Source organism: Allobosea sp. Root670, from assembly GCF_001429415.1.
GTDB classification, from domain to species: domain Bacteria; phylum Pseudomonadota; class Alphaproteobacteria; order Rhizobiales; family Beijerinckiaceae; genus Allobosea; species Allobosea robiniae.
The window spans coordinates 198,102-215,421 of record NZ_LMJU01000018.1 but is presented as its reverse complement, the minus strand read 5'-3'; the positions used below and the strand labels follow the sequence as shown (position 1 = coordinate 215,421).

Genomic DNA, 17,320 nt, shown 5'->3' with positions numbered 1-17,320 from the left:
TCAGGCATCGTTGGCGGGCTTGGCGTTGAGCGCGCGATAGGCCCGCACCACCTGCGAATCGTCGCGCCCGCCATGGCCCAGGCCCGACGCCGACAGGAACATCTGGTGCGCCGCCGCGGCCAGCGGCAGCGCCGTCTTCGCGGCGCGCCCGGCATCGAGCACGATGCCCAGATCCTTGACGAAGATATCGACGGCGCTCGCGACCACCGGATCAGGCTCGTGCATGCGCGGCCCGCGATCTCGCAGCATCCAGGACGAAGCGGCCGAGCCGCCCATGATCTCGAACAGCAGCCGCCCGTCGATCCCGGCCTTCTCGGCCAGCGACAAGGCCTCGGCCGCGACCGCGATATGCACGCCGCAGAGCAATTGATTGACGGTCTTCACCGTCGCGCCCTGCCCGGCCTTCTCGCCGACATGGAAGACCTTGTCACCGAGCGCGTCGAGCACGGGCTTCGCCCGCGCGAAGCTCTCGGAGGGCGCCCCGACCATGATCGTCAGCGTCGCGTTGCGCGCGCCGTTGACGCCGCCGGAGACCGGCGCGTCGATGAAATGCCGCCCGGTCTTCGTCACCTCGGCGGCGATCGCCTCGGCCTCGCCGGGCGGGCAGGTCGCCATCAGGATCACGGTCGCGCCCGGCGCCAGCGCGGCGAGCGCCCCGGCTTCGAACAGCACGGCGCGCGCCTGCGCCGCATTGACGACCATCAGCAGCAGTGCCTCGGCGCCCTCGGCCGCTTCCTTTGCGCTCGCCGCCGCATGCCCGCCGGCCGCGACCAGCGCCTCGCGCGCGGCTTCGCGCATGTCGAAGCCGGTGACACGGAACTGCTTCCTGACGAGGTTCTCGGCCATCGGCGCGCCCATGGCGCCGAGCCCGACGAAGGCAATGCTGGAGATCGATTGATGGGACATCGGGGCAGACACTCTCGGAACGAAAGCGGGCACAGCTTGCGCCATGCCCGCAAGACAGCCGGCGTCGAAGCCGGCTACTCCTTCACGGCACCGGTCATCGACGCCACGTAGTAGTCGACGAAGAAGGAGTAGAGGATCGCGACCGGGATCGAGCCGAGCAGCGCGCCGGCCATCAGCGAGCCCCAGTGATAGACGTCGCCCTCGACGAGCTGGGTCAGCACCGCGACCGGAACCGTCTTCTTCTCCGCCGACTGGATGAAGGCGAGCGCATAGATGAACTCGTTCCAGGACAGGGTGAAAGCGAAGATGCCGGCCGAGATCAGGCCGGGCATGGCGAGCGGCAAGGTGATCCGCCATAGCGTCTGCAAGCGCGTCGCCCCGTCGATCATCGCGCATTCCTCGAGCTCGTAGGGGATCGACTTGAAATAGCCGATCAGGAGCCAGGTGCAGAACGGGATCAGGAAGGTCGGATAGGTCAGGATCAGCGCCAGCGGCGAGTCGAACAGGCCGAACTGGAAGATCAGCGTCGCCAGCGGGATGAACAGGATCGAGGGCGGCACGAGATAGGCGAGATAGATCGCCAGACCGACATATTGCGAGCCCTTGAACCGCAGCCGCTGGATCGCATAGGCGGCGAGCACGCTGGAGAACAGCGACAGCGCCGTCGCCACGGCCGCGACCATCATCGTGGTCCACAACCATTGCGGATAATCGGTCTGGAAGAGCAGCTTGTTGATGTTCTCCAGCGTCGGCGACTTCACCCAGAACGGGTTGTTGTTCTTGTAGTCGAGCAGTTCGCCGTTCGGTTTGATCGCCGTGATCGCCATCCAGTAGAACGGGAACAGCAGCACGAGCAGGAAGACCGACAGCGGCAGGTAGAGCGTGATGAAGCGCCGCGGGCCGGACGACCAGTCGATGACGCCTTCGCGCTCCTTGTCGGTGAGCTGCGGGCGCGTGGCGAGGGTCTGGTCAGTCATTGTCTTCCCCCTGCTGCCACTTGCGGCGGGACAGGCCGTAATAGCTGAAAAGCGTCGCCATCACGAGGAACGGGATCATCGCCACCGCGATCGCCGCGCCCTCGCCGAGTTGCCCGCCCGGGATGCCGCGCTGGAAGGCAAGCGTCGCCATCAGATGCGTGGCATTGACTGGTCCGCCGCGGGTGATCGCGTAGACGAGCTGGAAATCGGTGAAGGTGAACAGCACCGAGAAGGTCAGCACGATCGCCAGGATCGGCATCAGCATCGGCAGCGTGACATGGCGGAAGCGCTGCCAGGAATTGGCACCGTCCAGCATCGCCGCCTCGTAGAGCGCCGGCGAGATCGTCTGCAGGCCGGCCAGCAGGCTGATCGCGACGAAGGGAATGCCGCGCCAGATATTGGCGGCGATCAGCGAGAATCGCGCCGGCCAGGGCTGGCCGAGGAAGTCGATATAGCTGTCGCGCCAGCCGAGCACGTCGACCAGCACATAGGAGATGATCGAGAACTGCGGATCGTAGATCCACCAGAAGGCGATCGCCGAGAGCACGGTCGGCACGATCCAGGGTATCAGGATGATCGCCCGGAGCAGCGACTTGAACGGCAGGTGGTTGTTGAGCAGGAGCGCCAGCCAGAGGCCGAGCGCGAATTTCCCGAAGGTCGCCACGCCGGTATAGAGCAACGTGTTCCAGACCGAGGTGATGAACACCCGGTCCTGCCAGAGCGACACGAAATTCTCGAAGCCGATGAAGATGCCGGGCCTGCCGATACGCGTATCGGTGAAGGCGAGCCAGATGCCCAGGCCCAGCGGATAGCTGAGGAAGACCAGCAGGAAGCCGGCCGCCGGGAGCAGGCAGAGGAAGATCAGGAATGGCTTGTTGTCGAACAGACGCACCAGCCAGCTGTGCTGCAGGCTGTGGACGGTTCGCGATTCGGCGGCAGCTACGGCCATGGCGCCCTCGCGTTCGGGTCTGCTGGGGCACCGGGACGAAAGGCTTGAAGCCACCTTTCAGGGATATCCGATGCGATCTCGCGTCGGCCGCCGGGCAAGCCGGCGGCCGCGTGTCCGGATCAGCGCGCGGAGCGCATCAGGTCCGGTAGTAGCGCTTGGCGCGCCGCTCGGCTTCCTTGGCCGCTTCTTCCGGCGTCGCCTGGCCGGCGCAGACGGATGCGACCATCTGCACGACCACATACTCGGCGTTCACGGTGCCCGCGGCCTCGTTGATCGAGCCCTTGTAGCCGCTCCAGAGCGCGCGTTCCCAGGTGTCGCGATAGATCAGGATCTTGGGATCGCTCGACCAGACCTTGCTGTCGGCATAGCCCTTGAGCGGCTGCGCCCAGTAGCCGGAGCTGCCGGTCAGCCATTTGTCGTAGTTCTCGCGCTCCATCATGAAGCGCAGATAGGCCAGCGCGGCTTTCGGGAACTTGGTGTGCTTGAACGCCATGGCGTTGATGATCAGCGCCGGCTCCGAGGGGCGCCCGAGCGGCCCGACCGGCATCATCGCATGGTTCAGGTCCTTGCCGATCGCCGCGGTCTTCTCGTCCTTCGAATTCTTGATCGAGAAATAGAGCGAGACGCCGTTCTGCGTGACCGAGACTTCACCGGCCGACAGCGCCTTGTTGTTGCTGATGTCGAGCCAGGAGAGCGTGCCGGGGATGAAGGTCTCGTAGAGCGCCTTGGCGTATTTCAGCGCCTCGATCGTCTCCTTGGAGTTGATCGTGACCTTGTTGTTCTCGTCGACCATATGGCCGCCATGGGTCCAGACGAGCCAGTTGCAGAAGGCGTTGCCGTCGCCGACCGCGTTGCCGAGCGCGAAGCCGGCCGGATGGTTCTGCTCCTTGAGCTTGCGGCAGAGCTTGAGGAAGCCGTCGAGATCCTTCGGGAAGGCGTCGAAGCCCGCTTCCTTGACATGGGATTCGCGATAGACCGCCGGCGCGCCGGAAGCGCCCATCGGGATCGAGACCCACTGGTTGGTCTTGTCCTTCTTGCCGTATTTCTCGGCAATCGGATACCAGCCACCGTTCTTCTTGCCGAGGTCATCGGCCAGCGCGGTGAGGTCGATCAGCTTGTCCGAGAAGATATGCGGATCGTCGGCCCAGCCGACGACGATATCGGGGCCGGCGCCGGTATTGGCGGTCACCGCCGTCTGCGGCCGCAGGTCTTCCCAGCCGGCATAGTCGACCTTGACCTGCACGCCCGTCGCCTTGGTGAAGGCGGCGGTGTTCTCGTCGAAGATCTGCTGGTCGAGATCGACGAACTTGGTCGGGCGCAGCACACGCAGCGTCGCGCCCTTCTCGACATCGGCCTGCGCGATGGCCGAAGACAGCGGCAGGGTTGCGCCCGCCGCGAGCCCGGCGCCGCCGATCAGAACGTCTCTTCTTGAAATGCTCATGGAAACCGTCTCCTCCGTTGGGGCGGCGGCGGCCTGCATGGGACCCCCGTCCTGCATGATGATGGGCGTTGACAGCGATCATCCGCCGCCCTGCCTTCGGGGCGGCGAATTTCTTGGAGCCGGGTCCGATCAGATTGAACCGACCCGATCGGAAAGCCGCCTCGGATACTCTGCATCAAGAACGCATGGCTCGATCGGATCGCATCGCAACCCGACCGGCGCGTGCCCTTAGATGCGCTTGCCGGTCGCGGCGTCGAACAGATGCGTCACGCTGGTATCGGGCGTGATGCCGATCGTCTCGCCGGGCTTCGCCGAGATGCGCTCGCGGAAGATGCAGGTCAGGTCCTGCCCGCCACAGTGGACGACCACCTGCGTCTCCGAGCCCATCGGCTCGACGACCGAGACTTCAGCCTTCAGGCCGTTCGGATCGAGACGGAAATGCTCGGGGCGGATGCCCAGCACCGCGGCAAGGCCGTCGGAGCCCACCGGATGCTTGCCGATCGGCCAGACGGTGCCGCCCTCGGTCTCGAAGCCGTTACCGACGATCTTGCCCTTGAGCAGGTTCATCGAGGGCGAGCCGATGAAGGCCGCGACGAAGAGGTTGGCGGGGTTGTCGTAGAGATCGAGCGGGGCGCCCATCTGCTCGACGATGCCGTCATGCATCACGACGATCTTGTCGGCCATGGTCATGGCCTCGATCTGGTCGTGCGTGACATAGACCGTGGTGGTCTTCAGGCGCTGGTGCAGCTCCTTGATCTCGGTGCGCATCTGCACGCGCAGCTTGGCGTCGAGATTGGAGAGCGGCTCGTCGAACAGGAAGACCTGCGGATCGCGCACGATCGCCCGGCCCATCGCGACGCGCTGACGCTGACCGCCCGAGAGCTGGCGCGGATAGCGATCGAGCAACTTGTCGAGGCCGAGAATGCCCGCGGCCTTGCCGACGCGGTCGTCGATCTCGGCCTTCGGCGCCTTCCGGAGCTTCATCGAGAAGGCCATGTTGTCGGCGACCGTCATATGCGGATAGAGCGCATAGTTCTGGAACACCATGGCGATGTCGCGTTCCTTCGGCGGAACGTCGTTCACCACGCGCGGGCCGATCTTGATCTCGCCGCCCGAGATGTTCTCGAGCCCGGCGATCATCCGCAGCAGCGTCGACTTCCCGCAGCCGGACGGACCGACCAGGATGACGAACTCGCCGTCGTCGATGTCGATGTCGACGCCGTGGATGACCTGCGTCGACCCGTAGGCCTTGCGCACATCGGCAATCTGGACTGAAGCCATGCCGTCCTTCCCTGTTTTCCGTTCCCTGATCACGCGCCCGCCTTGCAGCGGTCCGCGACCACAATCGGTTTCTTGTGACCGAATGATGAAAGCGGACACCGCCTGATCCCGACGATTGTGTCCGTTCCAATCTGCGATAAAGTCATACGATAGAAGCGGCCCTGTCAAGCGCCGCCACAACCTTCGGGATGCCGCAAATTTTGGCTGGCCGAAGGCGCCCGAGGGAGGGGCACCAGCGATGCGGGTACGCGACTTCTCGCGGCCGACGACGCTCAATCCGGACCGGCTTTTCGGCCAGGTCGCCCAGAAGCTTGCCGTCGCGATCATCACCGGTCGCGTCCGGGCGGGCGAGGTCCTACCGAACGAAGACGACCTGCGCTCCGAGATATCGGTCTCGCGCACCGCCTATCGCGAAGCCGTCAAGGTCCTCACCGCCAAGGGGCTGGTCGAGGCCCGCCCGAAAAGCGGCACCCGCGCGGCACCGCGCGAGCGCTGGAACCTGCTCGATCCGGACGTCCTGTCCTGGCAGTTCGAGGCCGACCCCAACGAGAAATTCATCCGCGATCTCTTCGAGTTGCGCCGCTTCGTCGAGCCGAGCGCCGCCCGTCTCGCCGCGCAGCGCCGGACCTCCGCCGACATTGCCCGGATCGAAGCCGCCTATCGCGGCATGGCCGACGGCGCGCCCTATGCCGAAGCGACGATCCGGGCCGATCTCGCCTTCCACGAGGCGATATTCTCCGCCGCCCAGAACGCCGCATTGCAATGCCTGTCGAGCGCGGTCATCGCCACCCTGCAATGGTCGTTGCTGCTCAAGACCGGCGACGAAGCAGCCTATATCGAATCATTGCCCGACCATGAGCATGTGCTGCTCGCCATCATCGACCGCGACGGCGACCTTGCCTCGGCCCGCATGGCCGGCCTCGTCATCGACAGCCTCAATACCACGCTGGCCTCGCTCGGCACGCATTTCGCGACGGAGGCTGGGAAAATCGCCAGAATAAAGCATACTAAATGAGCGCCCGCTTTCCCGGCGGAACGTGATCGGATAGCGCTCATGCGGCAGCGGGGCTATGCCGTTCCGGCAGGCCGCGTAGTTTCATTTTAATCGATTCAGACAAGCCGAATCAACGCCCTTCGCCACACCTCACGGACAGCCAGACAATGACAGCCTCCACCAAGCCCGAAATCGTCCAGACCGGCCCGCTGATGGCCTATGCCGCCGACCAGCTCAAGGCGCGCTTCACCGTCCATGAATTGTGGAAGGCGCCCGACCGCGCCGCCCTGCTGCGCGAGGTCGCGGACCGCGTGCGCGGCGTTGCCGCCGGCGGCGGGCACAACCGGGTCGACGGCGCGCTGTTCGACGCGCTTCCGAAGGTCGAGGTCATCTCGAGCTTCGGTGTCGGCTACGACCATGTCGACGCCGCCGAAGCCGGCCGGCGTGGGCTCGTCGTCACCAATACGCCCGATGTCCTGACCGACGAGGTCGCCGATCTCGCGCTGGGCCTGCTGATCGCCACGGTCCGCCAGCTCCCGCAGGTCGACCGCTACCTACGCGAGGGCAAGTGGCTGCAGGGCAATTATCCGCTCACCACCTCGCTGCGCGGCCGCAAGGTCGGCATCGTCGGCCTCGGCCGCATCGGCAAGGCGGTGGCTCAGCGCATCGAGGCCTTCGGCCTGCCGGTCGTCTACCACGGCCGCTCGCGCCAGGCGGACGTGGCCTATCGCTACTACCCGTCGCTGGTGGACATGGCCGCCGATGTCGACACGCTGATCTCGGTCGCGCCGGGCGGCGCCTCGACCCATCACATCATCAATGCCGAGGTGCTGAAGGCACTTGGTCCCAACGGCATCCTGGTCAATGTCGGCCGCGGCACCGTCGTCGACGAGCAGGCGCTGATCAAGGCGCTCAAGGACAAGACCATCCTCTCCGCCGGCCTCGACGTGTTCGAGGACGAGCCGCGCGTGCCGGCAGAACTGATCGCGATCGAGCATGCCGTGCTGCTGCCCCATGTCGGCTCGGCCTCGGTCCATACCCGCGAGGCGATGGGCCAGCTTCTGGTCGACAACCTGGTTTCATGGTTCGATGGCAAGGGCCCGCTATCGCCCGTGTCGGAGACCCCATGGAAAAAGGCCTGATCCGCCAGCTTCTGCCTCTGCTGATCCTGGCCGCCAGCTCCCTGCCGGCGGTCGCGCAGACGGCGCCGCTGCCGCGCGGCGCCGACAAGGCGCCCGACACGATCCGCCGCTGGCTCGGCGCCTGGGAACTCGAACTGGCGGGCGCGTCCCGAAGCTGCACGGTCACGCTCGGCGCGGAAGCCATCGGCAACCGACGGCAGTTGCGTTTCCCCGCCACGTGCCGGCGCGCATTGCCGGTCCTCGGCACCGCCGCCTCCTGGACCTTGGCGGCGGGCGGGCAACCCCAGTTTCTGGATACCGACGGCAAGGAGGTCATCGGCTTCCAGAAGGGAACGCCCGAGACCGGGCTCGACGGCAAGGGCAGCGATGGCAAGGCCTATCGGCTGACATCGCAGAACCACCCCCGCATCGCGCCCCGGGCGTCGCAGAATCAGGCAGCGACCGCAGCCCAACGCGTCACGGTCGTCGATCCGGCAACGGCGCCAGCGCCCGACACTCTGCCGGGGCGCTATGTCCTGATGCGCCAGCAGAACCGCGAGGCCTGCCGCCTCCTGCTCTCGCCCGCAGCCGCCGATGGCCACCAGCCCGCCGCCTTCGAGGGGACCTGCCCGGATACCGGACTGACGATCTTCGATCCCGTCGGCTGGCGCTATGCCGGCGGCCGGTTGACCCTCGTCGCCCGCCGCGGCCACGGCACCGACCTCGTCTTCGAGGGCGGCCAATGGCGCAAGGACCCGGCGGTCGGGGCGCCGCTTCTGATGCGCAAGCTCACGCCGTAGCACGCATGACCGGCTGAGCCGGCCATGCGGTTCGCTTGGCTACTCCGCCGCCACCGGACTCAACACGCCCCTACGGATCTGGTCTTCCTCGATCGATTCGAAGAGCGCGCGGAAATTGCCCTCGCCGAAGCCGTCATCGCCCTTGCGCTCGATGAACTCGAAGAAGATCGGCCCGACCACCGTGGCCGAGAAGATCTGCAGCAGCACCTTGCTCATCCGGCCGGCCTTCTCGCCGAGCGCGACCGCGCCCTCGCCGTCGATCAGGATGCCATTGGCCTTGAGCCGTTCGACCGGCTCGCCATGGTTCGGCACGCGGGCATCGACCTTCTCGTAATAGGTCGGGGGCGGCGACGGCATGAAGGGCAGGCCGTTGCCGCGCAGGGCCTCGACGCTGGCATAGATGTCCCGCGAGCCCATCGCGACATGCTGGATGCCCTCGCCCTTGTACTGGCGCAGGTACTCCTCGATCTGGCTCTTGTCGTCGAGCGACTCGTTGATCGGTATGCGGATCTTGCCGCAGGGCGACGTCAGCGCCCGCGAGATCAGGCCGGTCAGCTTGCCCTCGATATTGAAGAAGCGGATCTCGCGGAAATTGAACAGCTTGCCGTACCAGCCGGCCCAATGGTCCATGCGCCCGCGGATGACGTTATGGGTGAGGTGGTCGAGATAATACAGGCCAGCCTGCTCCGGATGCGGGTCGCGCTCGCCGATCCATTCGAAATCGACATCCCAGATCGAGCCCTTCTCGCCATAGCGATCGACGAAATAGAGCAGCGAGCCGCCGATGCCGCGCACGGCCGGGATCGCGAGCTCGCCCGGTCCGATCGCGCTCTCATAGGGCTCGGCTCCGAGCGACACGGCCCGCTCGAAGGCGTGCTTCGCATCGACGACGCGGAAGGCCATGGCGCAGGCGCAGGGGCCATGCGCGGCGGCGAAGGCCTGCGCGAAGGAATCGGGCTCGGCATTGACGACGAAATTCACGTCGCCCTGCCGGTAGAGCGTGACCTGCTTCGAGCGGTGGCGGGCGACCTTAGTGAAGCCCATCGTCTCGAACAGGGCGCCGAGCTTCTCCGGCTCGGGATGGGCGTATTCGACGAATTCGAATCCGTCCGTTCCCATCGGGTTGGCGGCCGAGATCGCGGGTGGGGCGGCATCGTGCGGAAACGGACCCATGGGCATTCCTCCTGTCGGCTCTTGCTGGATGCCCCATGATCGCGCAAAGATCAGGCAAATTCCGTGCAAAATGGCTTCATCAGGAAGATTGGATGCATGATACACGCATGAGAGATACTGAAGGCGCACGACATGGCCGCGCTTGACGCACTCGACTGGCGCCTGCTGGACGCTCTCCAGAATGATGCTTCCCTTACCAACGCCGCCCTGGCGGAGACAGTCGGGCTATCGGCGAGCCAGGTGTCGCGTCGACGGCAGCGGCTGGAGCAGGAGGGCGTCATCCGCGGCTACCGGGCGGCGCTGGAACCTTCCGCCGTCGGCCTCGGTGTCATCGTCTTCATCCATGTCGCGCTCGATACGCATTCGCGCGACAATGCCCGCCGCTTCCGCGACCTCGTGCGCCTGACGCCCGCGATCCTCGAGGCCCATGCCCTGACCGGCGAGGCGGATTACCTGCTGAAGGTCGCGGTCGGCGACCTCAAGGCGCTCGCCCGGCTCGTCAACGAAATCCTGATGCCGCATGAAAGCGTCGCCCGCGTCCGCTCCGAGATCGCGCTGGAAACGCTGAAGGAACCGGGGGTTCTGCCGCTGCCGATGACTTGAGCGCGCGGCTGTGCAAACTGCACCTTGGTCACGCCGTTTTCATGCGGCGGATCGACTGCGCGGCGCCTCAGCCGCCAACAGGAGAAACCAGATGTTCAATGCCAAATCCCTGCTCGACGCCTTGATCAGCGCCGGCAGCCAGGCCGGCACACAGGCCGGACAGCAGGGCGGCCTTGGCGGCATGCTCGGCGGGCTGGCCGGCCAGATCCAGGGGTCCGGCGGCCTCGGCGGGTTGGCTGGCCAGATCCTGACCCAGGCGACGCAAGGCCTCGGCGACGCGGCGCGCCAGACCGGCGTGCAGCAGGGCGCCGGCGATGCGCTCGGCCGGGTTACCGGCGGCCGGACGCCGGATCAGCTCATCGAGCAGGCCAAGGGCGTGTTCAGCAATAATCCGGCGCTGGCAACCGCGGTGCTCGGCGGCCTCGGCGCGCTCGTCTTCGGCACCAGCACCGGCCGCTCGGTCGCAGGCTCGGCGGCCAAGCTCGGCGGCCTCGCCCTGATCGGCGGCCTCGCCTACAAGGCCTACCAGAACTACCAGGCCGGCAAGCCGCTGCTCAACGCCAGCCAGCAGGAGGTGCTGCCCGCCCCCGCTGGCACCGGCTTCGAACCGCAGGCCGCGACCGAAGCCACCGCGCTGGTCTTCATCCGCGCGATGATCGCAGCAGCCGCCGCCGACGGCCATATCGATGCGGAAGAGCAGAGCGCCATCCTCGGCGGCCTGAAGGAGGCCGGCCTCGAACGGGAGGCGCATGAGTGGCTGGCGCAGGAGATGGCGAAGCCGGCTTCGATCGACGCGCTGGTCGAGGCGGCCGAAAGCCCCGAGCTCGCCGCGCAAATCTATACGGCGGCGCGCATCGCCATCAATCCGGACAATGCCGCCGAGAAGGACTTCCTGGCGGGTCTCGCCGGCTCGCTCGGCCTCGATGCCGAGCTCGTCGCCAATATCGACGCCGCCGCCAGCGCCGCCAAGGTCTGACCGCTTCGGCCGGCGCCCGAGCACGGCGCCGGCCGTCTCCGGCTTTCGCGGAACGCGGAAGCCCGATGTTAAGCATGGCGTTGAAATCACTGCTCGTTTCGACGCCATGTGCACCTGCGCTTAGGAGTTTCCCGCCGATAACGCCCGCGCCGGCTGAGCCGGCAGTCGGGTTCCGCGATGCGGAGGCCGACCCATGTCTTGGGGGAGACGGGCCGAACCATGTCTGTGACCGCGATGATCAGGGCGATGCGGCCGCATCACTGGCTCAAGAACGGCCTGGTCTTCGTCCCCATCCTGCTCAACCACGACGCCTTCGATCCGCACGCGCTCTGGCTCGGCCTGATCGCCTTCGTCGCCTTCAGCCTGATCGCCTCCGCGGTCTATCTCCTCAACGACATCAAGGATGTCGAGGCGGACCGGCGCCATCCCACCAAGTGCAAGCGCCCGCTCGCAGCGGGCGAGATCACGGCGGCGCAGGCCTATGCCGCCGTGCCGGTGCTGCTCGCGGCTGCCTTTTCGACGGCTCTTCTGGTGCCGCAGCCGAAGAACTTCCTCCTCGCGCTGCTGACCTATCTGTTCCTGGCGCTCGCCTACCTGCTCTTCCTCAAGCGCAAGCTCCTTGTCGATGTCCTCGGGCTCGCCGCCATGCACACGCTGCGCATCCTCGCCGGCAATGCCGCTGCCGCCATCCCGATATCCTCCTGGCTGCTGGCCTTCGCGATGTTCCTGTTCCTCAGCCTGGCGCTGGTGAAGCGCTATGCCGAATTGCGCCTGACCCAGGACCAGTCCGGGCTGAAGAAGGCGGGGCGTGGCTATCACGCCGAGGATATCGAGGCGCTGTCGCAGCTCGGCATGGCCTCGGGCTGCACCTGCGCCCTGATCATGGCGCTCTATGTCGACAGCGCCAACGTCAAGCAGCTCTACAGCCAGCCCAAGCTGATCTGGCTGATCTGCCCGATCATCCTCTACCAGATGGCGCGGATCTGGTTCCTGGCCCGTCGCGGCCAGATGCCGGACGATCCGCTGGTCTTCATGATCCGCGACTGGCGCAGCCAACTCATGGGGCTCGTGGTGGCCCTGATCATGGTCGCCGCGACCTTCCTGCCGTGAGCGCCCCGCTCTCGGACTATCGCTCCTGGGGTGGGCTCGCAGCCCGCGAAAGCCGGATCGTCGATGCGCGCGACTGGCTCGAAGCGCCCGCCCGCCACCGCCCCGCCCTCGCCTATGGTAACGGACGCTCCTATGGCGATTCCTGCCTGAACGACGGCGGCACGCTGATCGATGCGCGCGATCTCGACGAGATCCTCGCCTTCGACCGCGAGACCGGCCTCATCACATGCGGCGCCGGCCTCCTGCTCGACCGGCTGCTCGATATCACCGTGCCGGCCGGCTGGTTTCCGCCGGTCACGCCCGGCACCGCCTTCGTCACCATTGGCGGCGCACTCGCCAACGACGTCCACGGCAAGAACCATCACAGCGCCGGCACCTTCGGCTGCCATGTCCGGGCCTTCGAACTGGTACGCTCGGACGGGCAGCGCGTGATCTGCGCGCCCGACCTCAACAGCGAGCTTTTCGCGGCCACGATCGGCGGCTTCGGCCTGACTGGGTTGGTGACGCAGGTGACGCTCCAGCTCATGCCGATCGCCTCGGCCGAGATGGCGCAGGAGATCCTGCCCTTCGGCGATCTCGACCGCTTCTTCGAGATCGCCGCCGCATCCGATGCCACGCATGACTACACCGTCGCCTGGATCGACTCGCTCGCCGGCGGGCGTGATCTCGGCCGCGGCGTCTTCTTCCGGGCCAACCATGCCCCCGCTTCCGGCATCCCGGCGCCACGTCCGGCGCGCTCCCTGTCGTTTCCGCTGAAGCCGCCCTTCCCGCTGATCAACCGCATGACGCTGAGCGCGTTCAACTGGCTCTATCGCAGCAGTCAGCCAAGCGACGGCCTCACCCGCCGGGTGCCCTATCGCCCATTCTTCTACCCGCTCGACCGCGTCCGCGACTGGAACCGCGCCTATGGTCCAAAGGGCCTGCGGCAATTCCAATGCGCCGTCCCGCTCGACAAGGCCCCCGACACTGTCGCCGAGATGCTGCGACAGACGCTCGCCGCGGGCGAGGCTTCCTTCCTGACGGTGCTGAAGCTCTTCGGCGACAAGCCTTCGCCCGGCCTAATGTCCTTCCCCATGCCGGGTGCCACGCTGACGCTGGATTTCCCCAATCGCGGCGAGCGGACCGAGCAGCTGCTGTCTCGGCTCGACGGCCTCGCGATCGCCGCCGGCGGGCGGGTCAACCCATACAAGGACGCGCGCATGTCATCAGCGACCTTCGCGGCATCCTTCCCGCGCTGGCGCGACTTCGCTGCGCATATCGACCCCGGCTTCTCCTCCGATTTCTGGCGGCGGGTCACGGCGCAGTAGAGCGGACTGCGACATCACAGCCCGGTGAGGTCAGCACTGCGACGGTTCCCCGACAGGCGGCCGGCTGCTAGCTGCGGCGCATGACTACGTCCGTGAACGATCAGCCGACACCGGGCCGGAACACCGCCCATTCGCCGACGCGCCGCGAAGCTCTCGCCCTCACCCTGCTCTCGCCCTTGGCCGCGACGCCCGTCGCGGCTCGGCAGCCTCCGCGCTTTGCCGGGCCGAGCTCGCAATTCGTGCAAATCGATCCGCCGGAAGAGGCAGGTTCCCTCGTTCTCACCGATCTCTCCGGCAAGACCCGGCCGCTTTCCACCTATCGCGGCAAGGCTGTCCTCCTCAATTTCTGGGCGAGTTGGTGCCCGCCCTGCCGGCGCGAACTGCCGATCCTGCGGCGGCTCCAGGCGAAAGCCGCCCGCGAACCCTTCGTCGTCCTACCCGTCTCGCTCGACAAGTCGGCCGCGACCGTGAGGACCTATCTCGACCGGCTCGGCCTCGCCGACCTCACGACCTTCATCGATGCCGAGGGAATAGTGGCCTCCGGTCCGAAATCGGCAAAGCCGACCCCCTTCCCGCTCTATGGCATGCCGATGACCTATCTGCTCGATCGCGAGGCACGCAGCGTCGGCTACCTCGTTGGCGAAGCGGACTGGACCAGCCCGGAAGGGCTTGAGCTGCTGCGCTTCTACGGGCGGGCAGCGAGCTGATCGCACCGGCCGGCAGGCGGCCTGAAACGCCCCCGAAAAAACTTCTCATCGCCTTTGAACCTGCCCGCCGCCCCCTGCGACCAATGAGCATGGAGAGCGAGACCTTCGCCCTCGCAGCAATCGGGAGACGAGCATGACGACGTTCCGCAAGACCGTGACCGCGACCCTCGCGGCCCTGACCCTGGCCACCACCATGATCGCGTCCGGCGCCGAAGCGCGCCCGCGCTGGGGCTATGGCTACGGCCACCGGGGCTGGGGTGTCGGAGCTGGTGTGGTCGGCGCGCTCGCTGCGGGGGCCATCATCGCCGGCGCCACCCGACCCTCCTATGGCTACGGCTACTACGCCGCCCCCGTCCGCTCCTGCGACATGGTCGAGCGCTTCGACCGCTGGGGCAACGTCATCGGCTACCGCCGGGTCTGCGGCTACTACTGAGCTTTCCTGGAAGACCCCTGTTTCGAGACCCCTGACTCAAAAGGCCGGCTTACGCCGGCCTCTTTTTTGTTGTTGCTGATCGAACCGGTCAGCCCTTGCCGACCGCGACCTTGCGCAGGTAGCCGGTAACGATGCCGGTGACGCCGCCCGACAGGACAGCCTCGAAAGCCGCGAGAAACTCGTCGCACTGCTCGCGCGTGACAATCAATGGCGGCTCCAGCCGGATGACGTTGCGATTGTACTCGGTGAAGGCGACGAGCACGTCGTGCTCCTTCAGGAGCAGCGCCCCGACGAAGCCGCAGAGCGAGCCCTTCAGCTTGTCGTCGAGCAGCGCCACCATGTGCTTCAGCCCGAAGGGCATGGTCTCGCTGATGTCCTGGAACTCGACGCCGATCATCAGGCCGCGCCCGCGGATTTCCTTGAGCAGGCTCGGATATTTGGCGCGCAGGCCGTTCAGCTTCTCGATCAGGTAGTCGCCCTGGCGCTGGGCATTGCCCATCAGGTCCTCGTCATAGAGGACGTTGAGGGCCTCGATCGACGAGACGCAGGCCTCGCCCATGCCCCCGAAGGTCGCCTGCGCATGGATCAGCGCGCTCTTCGGCTTGCCATAGGCCTTCATGTAGATCTCGCGACGCGCGATCATCGCGCCCATCGCCGCCTTGGAGCCGCCCAGCGCCTTGGCGAGCGCAGTCACGTCCGGCACCACCCCGTCCCGCTCGAACGCGAAGAACTGGCCGGTGCGGCCGAGCCCGCACTGCACCTCGTCCGCCACCCAGAGCACGCCATGCTTGTCGCAAAGCGCGCGCAGTTCGCGCCAGAACCCCTCGGGCGCCTCGACGATGCCGCCGCCGCCCTGGATCGTCTCCATCACGACGATGCCGATCGAGGGATCGCTCTCCAGCGCCTGCCGGACGGCGTTGATGTCGCCGAACGGCACCTTGACCCGGTTCTCGACCAGCTTGAACTGCGACTGGTAGAGCGTCGAATCCGTGACCGAGAGCACGCCCTTGGTCTTGCCGTGGAACGAGTTCGCGGCGTGCAGGATCTTGGACTTCTCCGGCCCCTGCGCCTGCTCGGCGACCTTCAGCGCTGCCTCCATCGCCTCCGAGCCGGTCGAGCCGAGGAAGACCATGTCGAGATCGCCTGGCGCGATGGTGGCGAGGTTCTTCGCCAGCGCCGAGGCATATTGCGACATGAAGGCCATGCAGATCTCATGGCGATTCTCGTCCTGGAACTTCTGCCGGGCCGCAACGATGCGCGGATGGTTGTGCCCGAAAGCGACCGAGCAGAAGCCGCCGAAGAAATCGAGGATCTTGCGGCCGTCCCTGGTGATGTAATGCATGCCCTCGGCACGATCGACGAGGATCTTGTCGAAGCCGAGCAGCTTCAGGAAATGGAGCTGGCCGGGATTGATATGGTTGGCGAAGAGCTCCTTCACCTGTGCGGCGTCGAGCTGCTTGGCGGCTTCCACGCTGATGAGCTGCGGCCGGGCATGGGTCACGGCTATGTCCTCGTTCTTGAAAGCGGGCATGCTCATGCGGCGAGGCTCCTCTCGGCCTGTTTCGGGCCATCCTTGGCCTTGCGGTATTCGGTATAGGCGGCGAGCAGCATGTCCTCGTCGCGATGTTGCGGCGCCCAGCCGAGCTCGCGCTTGGCCTTGGAGGTGTCAAGGATACAGATCTCGTCGGCGATCTTGTACTGCTCGGGATCCATGATCGGCAGGTTGATCGCGTCGAGCGTATCCAGCGTCAGCTTCACCAGCGAGGCCGGCGTCGGCAGCAGGATCGATTTCGAGCCGGCATGCTTGATCAGGTCGCCGAGCAGCTTGCGCACCGGCGGCGGATCGTCGGAGCCGAGATTATAGGCCTCGTTCGGGAAGCCCGCCTTCCAGGCCGCGACGCAGGCGCTGGCGCAGTCGAAGACCGAGATGAACTGGTAGGGGTTCTTGCCCGAACCGATCATCGGCACCGGCAGGTTCATGTCGATCAGCTTGAACAGCTTGACGAGAATGCCGAGGCGGCCTGGCCCGATGATCAGGCGTGGCCGGAAGATCGGGATGCGGAAGCCCTTGGCGCGGTACTCGTCGGCGAGCCGCTCGGTCGCGAGCTTGCTCTCGCCGTATTCGCCGAGCGGATGGGCCGGATGCGTCTCGTCCTGCGGCACGCTCACCGAATGGCCGTAGATCATGTCGGTGGTGAAATGGACCAGCCGGTTGGCGCCGTTCTTCTCCATCCAGGCGAGGATGTTCTGCGTGCCGTGATAGTTCACCGGCCAGAAGAAGTCGTGCCGCTCCGCCCGCGTCACGATCGGCGAGAGCATCTTGGCAGAGAGATTATAGACGAGGTCATCCGGCGCCAGCGGGATTGCGTCCACGCTCTCGGCCTTGGTGACGTCGATCTTCAGGAACGGCACCTTGGCGTAATGCGCATGGCCGCTCTGGTGGATGTCGGCGACCAGAACCTCCTCGCCCATGGCGGAGAGATCGGCCGCCAGATGCGAGCCGACGAAGCCGTCGCCGCCGATGATGATGTGCTTCATCGGC

At 66.3% G+C, this 17,320-nt stretch carries 17 protein-coding genes; 9 read left to right on the top strand and 8 right to left on the bottom strand.

Translation table 11 applies throughout. The annotated features are described in order from the left end of the window. The 5 genes from ASE61_RS22175 to ASE61_RS22155 all read right to left on the bottom strand — a co-directional run bounded on the left by ASE61_RS22175 (position 1) and on the right by ASE61_RS22155 (position 5,554). Complete coding sequence (locus ASE61_RS22175; protein ID WP_061970625.1) at positions 1–906, bottom strand: NAD(P)-dependent oxidoreductase; 906 nt, start codon at positions 904–906, stop codon at positions 1–3. A gap of 74 nt (positions 907–980) precedes the next feature. Continuing rightward, positions 981–1,883, bottom strand: a complete 903-nt coding sequence (locus ASE61_RS22170; RefSeq protein WP_061970623.1) for a carbohydrate ABC transporter permease — start codon at positions 1,881–1,883, stop codon at positions 981–983. Beyond that, positions 1,876–2,832: a carbohydrate ABC transporter permease gene (locus ASE61_RS22165; protein ID WP_061970622.1), complete on the bottom strand. Its 957-nt coding sequence runs from the start codon at positions 2,830–2,832 to the stop codon at positions 1,876–1,878. The genes ASE61_RS22170 and ASE61_RS22165 overlap by 8 nt, the downstream gene beginning before the upstream one ends. Before the next feature lie 136 nt (positions 2,833–2,968). Continuing rightward, complete coding sequence (locus ASE61_RS22160; protein WP_061970620.1) at positions 2,969–4,273, bottom strand: ABC transporter substrate-binding protein; 1,305 nt, start codon at positions 4,271–4,273, stop codon at positions 2,969–2,971. Positions 4,274–4,501: 228 nt separating this feature from the next. Then, positions 4,502–5,554, bottom strand: a complete 1,053-nt coding sequence (locus ASE61_RS22155) for an ABC transporter ATP-binding protein (protein ID WP_061970618.1) — start codon at positions 5,552–5,554, stop codon at positions 4,502–4,504. 238 nt (positions 5,555–5,792) lie between these two features. Here ASE61_RS22155 and ASE61_RS22150 point away from each other — a divergent pair, with 238 nt between their 5' ends. From ASE61_RS22150 to ASE61_RS22140, 3 genes are all read left to right on the top strand, one after another. Next, complete coding sequence (locus ASE61_RS22150; RefSeq protein WP_061970616.1) at positions 5,793–6,569, top strand: FadR/GntR family transcriptional regulator; 777 nt, start codon at positions 5,793–5,795, stop codon at positions 6,567–6,569. 146 nt (positions 6,570–6,715) lie between these two features. Then, entirely contained in the window at positions 6,716–7,690 is a 975-nt protein-coding gene (locus ASE61_RS22145) for a 2-hydroxyacid dehydrogenase (protein ID WP_061970615.1), read from the top strand. After that, positions 7,675–8,469: an AprI/Inh family metalloprotease inhibitor gene (locus ASE61_RS22140; protein ID WP_061970613.1), complete on the top strand. Its 795-nt coding sequence runs from the start codon at positions 7,675–7,677 to the stop codon at positions 8,467–8,469. Before ASE61_RS22145 ends, ASE61_RS22140 begins: the two co-directional genes overlap by 16 nt. A gap of 39 nt (positions 8,470–8,508) precedes the next feature. Here the strand turns inward: ASE61_RS22140 and hppD are convergent, their stop codons facing one another. Further along, a complete protein-coding gene (gene hppD, locus ASE61_RS22135; RefSeq protein WP_061970611.1) occupies positions 8,509–9,642 on the bottom strand; it encodes a 4-hydroxyphenylpyruvate dioxygenase in 1,134 nt (377 codons plus the stop codon). A 132-nt stretch (positions 9,643–9,774) separates the two neighbouring features. On the opposite strand from hppD, the gene ASE61_RS22130 reads away from it, so the two are divergent. From ASE61_RS22130 to ASE61_RS22105, 6 genes are all read left to right on the top strand, one after another. Beyond that, positions 9,775–10,245, top strand: coding sequence for an Lrp/AsnC family transcriptional regulator (locus ASE61_RS22130; protein ID WP_061970610.1), 471 nt, complete (start codon positions 9,775–9,777; stop codon positions 10,243–10,245). A gap of 91 nt (positions 10,246–10,336) precedes the next feature. Beyond that, on the top strand, positions 10,337–11,221 hold the full coding sequence (locus tag ASE61_RS22125; RefSeq protein ID WP_061970607.1) for a tellurite resistance TerB family protein: 885 nt from the start codon (positions 10,337–10,339) through the stop codon (positions 11,219–11,221). A 219-nt stretch (positions 11,222–11,440) separates the two neighbouring features. After that, complete coding sequence (locus tag ASE61_RS22120) at positions 11,441–12,331, top strand: UbiA family prenyltransferase (RefSeq protein ID WP_061970606.1); 891 nt, start codon at positions 11,441–11,443, stop codon at positions 12,329–12,331. Further along, positions 12,328–13,638, top strand: a complete 1,311-nt coding sequence (locus ASE61_RS22115; RefSeq protein ID WP_061970604.1) for an FAD-binding oxidoreductase — start codon at positions 12,328–12,330, stop codon at positions 13,636–13,638. The genes ASE61_RS22120 and ASE61_RS22115 overlap by 4 nt, the downstream gene beginning before the upstream one ends. Before the next feature lie 92 nt (positions 13,639–13,730). Then, positions 13,731–14,345 (top strand): TlpA family protein disulfide reductase, encoded by a 615-nt coding sequence (locus ASE61_RS22110; RefSeq protein ID WP_061970602.1) that lies wholly within the window; start codon positions 13,731–13,733, stop codon positions 14,343–14,345. A 133-nt stretch (positions 14,346–14,478) separates the two neighbouring features. Beyond that, a complete protein-coding gene (locus ASE61_RS22105; protein WP_061970601.1) occupies positions 14,479–14,778 on the top strand; it encodes a hypothetical protein in 300 nt (99 codons plus the stop codon). An 88-nt stretch (positions 14,779–14,866) separates the two neighbouring features. Here ASE61_RS22105 and ASE61_RS22100 read toward each other — a convergent pair whose 3' ends face one another. Both ASE61_RS22100 and ASE61_RS22095 read right to left on the bottom strand, forming a co-directional pair. After that, on the bottom strand, positions 14,867–16,315 hold the full coding sequence (locus ASE61_RS22100; RefSeq protein ID WP_082617629.1) for an aspartate aminotransferase family protein: 1,449 nt from the start codon (positions 16,313–16,315) through the stop codon (positions 14,867–14,869). Beyond that, positions 16,312–17,316, bottom strand: a complete 1,005-nt coding sequence (locus ASE61_RS22095) for an NAD-dependent epimerase/dehydratase family protein (RefSeq protein WP_061970599.1) — start codon at positions 17,314–17,316, stop codon at positions 16,312–16,314. The genes ASE61_RS22100 and ASE61_RS22095 overlap by 4 nt, the downstream gene beginning before the upstream one ends. Between the last annotated feature and the right edge of the window lie 4 nt (positions 17,317–17,320).

Bases quoted from the DNA above. Each gene is read 5' to 3' on its own strand.
- ASE61_RS22175 (WP_061970625.1), bottom strand. From the start codon at position 906: ATGTCCCATCAATCGATCTCCAGCATTGCCTTCGTCGGGCTCGGCGCC.
- ASE61_RS22170 (WP_061970623.1), bottom strand. From the start codon at position 1,883: ATGACTGACCAGACCCTCGCCACGCGCCCGCAGCTCACCGACAAGGAG.
- ASE61_RS22165 (WP_061970622.1), bottom strand. From the start codon at position 2,832: ATGGCCGTAGCTGCCGCCGAATCGCGAACCGTCCACAGCCTGCAGCAC.
- ASE61_RS22160 (WP_061970620.1), bottom strand. From the start codon at position 4,273: ATGAGCATTTCAAGAAGAGACGTTCTGATCGGCGGCGCCGGGCTCGCG.
- ASE61_RS22155 (WP_061970618.1), bottom strand. From the start codon at position 5,554: ATGGCTTCAGTCCAGATTGCCGATGTGCGCAAGGCCTACGGGTCGACG.
- ASE61_RS22150 (WP_061970616.1), top strand. From the start codon at position 5,793: ATGCGGGTACGCGACTTCTCGCGGCCGACGACGCTCAATCCGGACCGG.
- ASE61_RS22145 (WP_061970615.1), top strand. From the start codon at position 6,716: ATGACAGCCTCCACCAAGCCCGAAATCGTCCAGACCGGCCCGCTGATG.
- ASE61_RS22140 (WP_061970613.1), top strand. From the start codon at position 7,675: ATGGAAAAAGGCCTGATCCGCCAGCTTCTGCCTCTGCTGATCCTGGCC.
- hppD (WP_061970611.1), bottom strand. From the start codon at position 9,642: ATGGGTCCGTTTCCGCACGATGCCGCCCCACCCGCGATCTCGGCCGCC.
- ASE61_RS22130 (WP_061970610.1), top strand. From the start codon at position 9,775: ATGGCCGCGCTTGACGCACTCGACTGGCGCCTGCTGGACGCTCTCCAG.
- ASE61_RS22125 (WP_061970607.1), top strand. From the start codon at position 10,337: ATGTTCAATGCCAAATCCCTGCTCGACGCCTTGATCAGCGCCGGCAGC.
- ASE61_RS22120 (WP_061970606.1), top strand. From the start codon at position 11,441: ATGTCTGTGACCGCGATGATCAGGGCGATGCGGCCGCATCACTGGCTC.
- ASE61_RS22105 (WP_061970601.1), top strand. From the start codon at position 14,479: ATGACGACGTTCCGCAAGACCGTGACCGCGACCCTCGCGGCCCTGACC.
- ASE61_RS22100 (WP_082617629.1), bottom strand. From the start codon at position 16,315: ATGAGCATGCCCGCTTTCAAGAACGAGGACATAGCCGTGACCCATGCC.
- ASE61_RS22095 (WP_061970599.1), bottom strand. From the start codon at position 17,316: ATGAAGCACATCATCATCGGCGGCGACGGCTTCGTCGGCTCGCATCTG.